This window comes from Paenisporosarcina sp. P4_D4 (assembly GCF_056401835.1).
In genome coordinates this window covers 1-4,796 of record NZ_JBFUIO010000140.1, presented here as the reverse complement: position 1 = coordinate 4,796, position 4,796 = coordinate 1, and the positions used below count along the sequence as shown (strand labels likewise).

Here is a 4,796-nt window from a genome sequence, read left to right as displayed (position 1 = left end):
GGAGTAAAGCGACTGTCTGGACACATTATCGGGGACGACAGTTGGTACGATGCTGACCGGCTTTCACCGGGGATTGCAAGAGAAGACGAATCCTATTATTACGCTGCACAAATTTCTGCATTAAGCCTTTCACCGAATACGGATTATGATGCAGGCTCTGTCATTGTAAATGCCAAACCTTCCGTGAATGGACGAGCTGCACAAGTTACGTTAACACCTGCTACGGGTGTCGTACGCATTGTTAATTTATCTAAAACAGTGCCTAAAGGGTATAGCAATACGTTGAAAATCAAACGTGAAGTCGGCACGAATAAAGTCGTGATAACAGGAAATGCTCCAATCGGTTCTGCAGGCAGTAAAGAATGGATAGCCGTTTCCAACCCAACTGCGTATGCGATGGATGTTTTCAAGAGATCTTTATCTTCTAAAGGGATATCGTTTGTTTCAACATCTAAAGTGGTACAGGGCACTACACCTAGTACGGCACGCGTTCTTCTTTCCAAAAAATCGATGCCATTAAAAGATTTAATGATTCCATTTTTGAAGTTAAGCAACAATACTCACGCGGAAGTTTTGGCAAAGGAAATGGGTAAAGTTACATATGGAAAAGGCAGCTGGGATGCCGGACTTAGAGTCATGCGAAATTATGCAGCTTCTATCGGCTTAGATGTGAACCAATGGGTATTTGAAGACGCATCTGGAATGTCGCATGCAAATAAAGTACCTTCAAGCCAGATGTCCAAGTTACTGCATCTAGTCAGGTCAGAACCTTGGTATGGAACGTTCCGTAAAGGATTGCCAATAGCAGGTGAATCTGAACGATTTGTTGGCGGAACGTTACGAACGCGAATGAAGACAGCACCTGCTAAAGGAAATGTAATTGCCAAGACGGGCAGTTTAGACAATGCAAGTGCTCTAGCAGGCTATGCTAAAACAAGAAATGGTGAATGGCTGATTTTCACCGTCCAAACTCAAAATACAAAATCTAGCACAGTTCCTGTCATTGATCGCTTGGCAACCGCGATTGCGAATACCAATACATCCCAATAATTCTGGGCTGCATCCTTAAACGGTGCAGCCTTTTATTGTGCTATTTCGTTAATATAAAGGAATATGAAAAAATAGATAGAATAATCAAGTAGAGACAAAAATTGGGGGGACAACATGAAATTACGAATTTTACATACCAATGACCTACATAGCAACTTTGACAATTTTTCACGAATGGCCACACTGATTTCAACATGTAAAAATGACAATACCATTGTGCTTGATGGTGGGGATTTTGCGGACTTTAAAAGCATTGAACTGCAGGGCACAAAAGGCATCGCAGCTATTGAGCTGTTAGAAGAAGTGGGATATGACGCCTTAACCATAGGAAACAACGAAATGTTCAACGGTGTGGGAACTCTCGAGCATATGGCGAGTCATAGCTCCGTTCCTTTTATCAGCAACAATTTGGTGAAAAAAGATTTGAGTATCATTCAAGGAGTTGTTTCCAGCGCTATTGTAGTGAAAAATGGTCTCCGCATTTTGATTACCGGTTCATCCCCGGATATGGGGGTTTTCAATGAGGGTCTAGGAATCCATGTATATCCTTCTAAAGACATGATAGCAAACGAAATCAAACGCAATGAAGGACAGTATGACCTGTGTGTGTTACTGAGCCATCTAGGCACGGTAGCCGATGAGGAAGTGGCAGAGGATATTCCGGAAATAGATATCATTCTGTCTGCACATGATCATCAGCTGTATAATGAAGCGAAAATTGCCCATGGCACCATCATGAACAGTGCTGGCAATTACGGTGAATACTTAGGGATTGTGGACATTGAAATAAACGAGAATAAACAAGTAGAACTGATTTATTCGGCCACTCTCCCAACAAAAAATGAAGAAATCGATGAACGTATAACGACCATTTTAAAAGAGAATAAAGCAAAAGCCATAACGATATTGAGTCGTTCCCTCTATCATCTTGAACAACCACTTTGGCATGATGTCCTGGATGAAAATCCGCTGACAAATCTCATTGCGGACGGATTGAAAGATATGTTAAAGTGCGAGATTGGATTAATCAACAGTGGCATTGCGAATTCAGGTATTTTTCACGATCTATCCCATAAAAAGTTGATTGAGGTGTGTCCGTCCCCCTTAAACCCAACATCATTTGAAGTGAAAGGAAAAGACATCAAGTTAGCGTTGGAGCAATCACTAGATGCCCAGGTTTGTTTGGCAGATGGCAGAGGACCTGGCTTCAGAGGGAAATTCGTTGGCAGACTGCACATTTCCGGAGCTGACATAATTCACGACGGCAAAACAATTGAAGGTGTAATGATTGGCAAAAGGCTAATGGAAGACGAGGTTTGGTATTCAGTCGCTAGCTCCGATTATTTACAGCGCGGTTCTGGCTACCCATCACTTGCCCATAACCGAAATGATCAGTATAGCCCGGAGGAAATCAAAGATGTTATACGTCAGTATGCAAATCAACCCGACTTTGTAGAGCGGGCGATGATGAATCGATGGAAACAAGTGGCGAGTGTGAATGTGTGAATTTAGTAAACACTTAAGCTCCACGTAGGGCTAAATAAAAAAGCACGAGTTTTCTAAGATCCCTTTAAATTAGAAGAGATTCTGCGAAAGCCGTGCTTTTTCTAACTTGTTGGCTCATGCGGAGCGTGCGGTAAGCGCAAATGTACGATAAACAACAGTACCGTTTAACAGAGTCATTTATTCAAATCAGAGGTTAAAACAACCCGACAGCATTTCCTTCTGCATCAATATCCATTTTTAACGCAGCTGGTTGTTTTGGCAATCCTGGCATCGTCATGATATCACCCGTCAGGCAGACTAGGAACCCTGCACCCAGTTTTGGGATGATATCGCGAATGGTAATAACGAAGCCTTCAGGGCGACCAAGAAGGGACGGTTGATCCGAAAGGGAATATTGTGTTTTCGCCATGCAAATAGGCAAAGCATCCCAGCCGTATTTCTTCAATTCGACCAGCTTTTTCTTCGCGCTGTCCGTTAACTGTACGCCAGCTCCACCGTATACTTGCTGAACAATCACACGCAGTTTTTCTTCGACGGAGTCCATTTCGTCATACAGTAACTTGAAGTCAGTAGGTTTGTCCAGTTCTTGTTTGACGAGCTTCGCCAATTCAAGTCCACCTTTGCCACCTTGCTCCCACACATTTGTTAGGGCAATATTCACGCCTTGTTTTTGAGCCCACTCCATAATCTCTTGCATTTCCTCTTGTGAATCGGTAATAAAACGGTTCAAAGCAATAACCGGCTCAATGCCAAACTGACGGACGGTATCCACATGCTTCGCCAAATTGGTCATACCTTGTCTAACTGCATCAGCATTTGGCTGTGTCAACTCGTTTTTCAAGACGCCACCATGCATTTTCAATGCACGAACCGTTGCGACTATGACAACGGCATCGGGATGGAAGTTACCTTTTCTTGATTTGATGTGCATGAATTTCTCCGCACCTAAGTCTGCTCCGAATCCTGCTTCTGTTACGACGATATCAGCAAGTCTTCGTGCTGTGTTGGTTGCCATCAAGGAGTTGCAGCCATGTGCAATATTGGCAAAAGGACCACCGTGAATAATGGCGGGTGTTCCCTCTATGGTTTGGACCAGGTTCGGCTTGAAGGCATCCTTCAAAAGCATTGTCAAGGAGCCTTCTACGCCTAATTGGCGAACCGTTACGGGTTCTTTATCGTATGTATACGCAATAACCATTTGCGCAAGCTTCTCCTTTAAATCTTCTAAAGAAGTGGCAAGGCAAAGAACGGCCATGATTTCAGAAGCTACAGTGATATCGAAACCATCTTGTCTAGGGATTCCTTGCATAGGACCGCCCAATCCAATGGTAATTTGTCTTAATGCACGGTCATTCATATCGAGCACTCGTTTCCATGCAATTCTTCGTGGATCAAGATTCAATTCATTACCTTGATGTAAATGATTATCAATAAACGCGGATAATGCGTTATTGGCAGTCGTGATGGCATGGATATCTCCCGTAAAATGCAGGTTGATATCTTCCATTGGCAATACTTGTGCAAATCCACCACCAGTGGCACCACCTTTTACACCCATCACAGGACCTAAAGACGGTTCACGCAATGCAACAATGACCGATTCATTCAACTGGTTGAACGCGTCAGCCAATCCTACCGTCACGGTTGATTTTCCTTCTCCTGCGGGCGTCGGACTGATGGCAGTAACTAAGACAACTTTTCCATTTTTCGTTGCAGGTGGCAGGGAAGAAACGTCAATTTTGGCTTTGAAATTGCCGTAAAGTTCAAGTGCTTTTCTAGGAATCCCTGCTTTGTCTGCGATTTCCTGGATTGGTAACATGGTTGCATTCGTCGCGATGGATAAGTCTGTAAATGTCATGAATTTCCCAACCTTCCTTGTTCCATTTATTGATATCTTTTATTGATCCTGATGAGTACTTCTTCTCAGTTATCTTTGTTGATGATTTAACAACAATATCTAGTTGCGGTGCCTTTAATTGGCGAAACTTTTGAATATCTAATCGAATTAACAGTGAAATGGTTAAAGCGACTAAAAAAAGAAGCGAGAATACGATTAGTGTTCCTTGGTAACTGTCTGTTGTTTCACGAATCCATGATACAACTATCGGGCCTRGCAATCCAGCTGCAGCATTGCACCAAGCTGTTTTGTACCAAAAAGGTCTTCTATAGCGGATAATGCAATCAACCAACGATTTTTAGTTTTCATGATCTGCTCCACTTGTAAATATTTTGTGTGAATG

Annotated in this window: 3 protein-coding genes; 2 read left to right on the top strand and 1 reads right to left on the bottom strand. The window is 42.8% G+C overall.

Annotation, left to right across the window (positions count from 1 at the left end; translation table 11 throughout):
- Both dacB and AC1DSL_RS15805 read left to right on the top strand, forming a co-directional pair.
- Positions 1-1,050: D-alanyl-D-alanine carboxypeptidase/D-alanyl-D-alanine endopeptidase (gene dacB / locus AC1DSL_RS15810; RefSeq protein ID WP_477532914.1), on the top strand; the 1,050-nt coding region annotated here is incomplete at its 5' end.
- A 114-nt stretch (positions 1,051-1,164) separates the two neighbouring features.
- Complete coding sequence (locus AC1DSL_RS15805) at positions 1,165-2,556, top strand: bifunctional metallophosphatase/5'-nucleotidase (RefSeq protein WP_477532913.1); 1,392 nt, start codon at positions 1,165-1,167, stop codon at positions 2,554-2,556.
- Between the two features lie 193 nt (positions 2,557-2,749).
- Here the strand turns inward: AC1DSL_RS15805 and AC1DSL_RS15800 are convergent, their stop codons facing one another.
- Complete coding sequence (locus AC1DSL_RS15800) at positions 2,750-4,414, bottom strand: formate--tetrahydrofolate ligase (protein ID WP_477532912.1); 1,665 nt, start codon at positions 4,412-4,414, stop codon at positions 2,750-2,752.
- Positions 4,415-4,796 lie beyond the last annotated feature (382 nt).

Coding starts and splice junctions, on each gene's coding strand:
- AC1DSL_RS15800 (WP_477532912.1), bottom strand. CDS start 4,414: ATGACATTTACAGACTTATCCATCGCGACGAATGCAACCATGTTACCA.
- AC1DSL_RS15805 (WP_477532913.1), top strand. CDS start 1,165: ATGAAATTACGAATTTTACATACCAATGACCTACATAGCAACTTTGAC.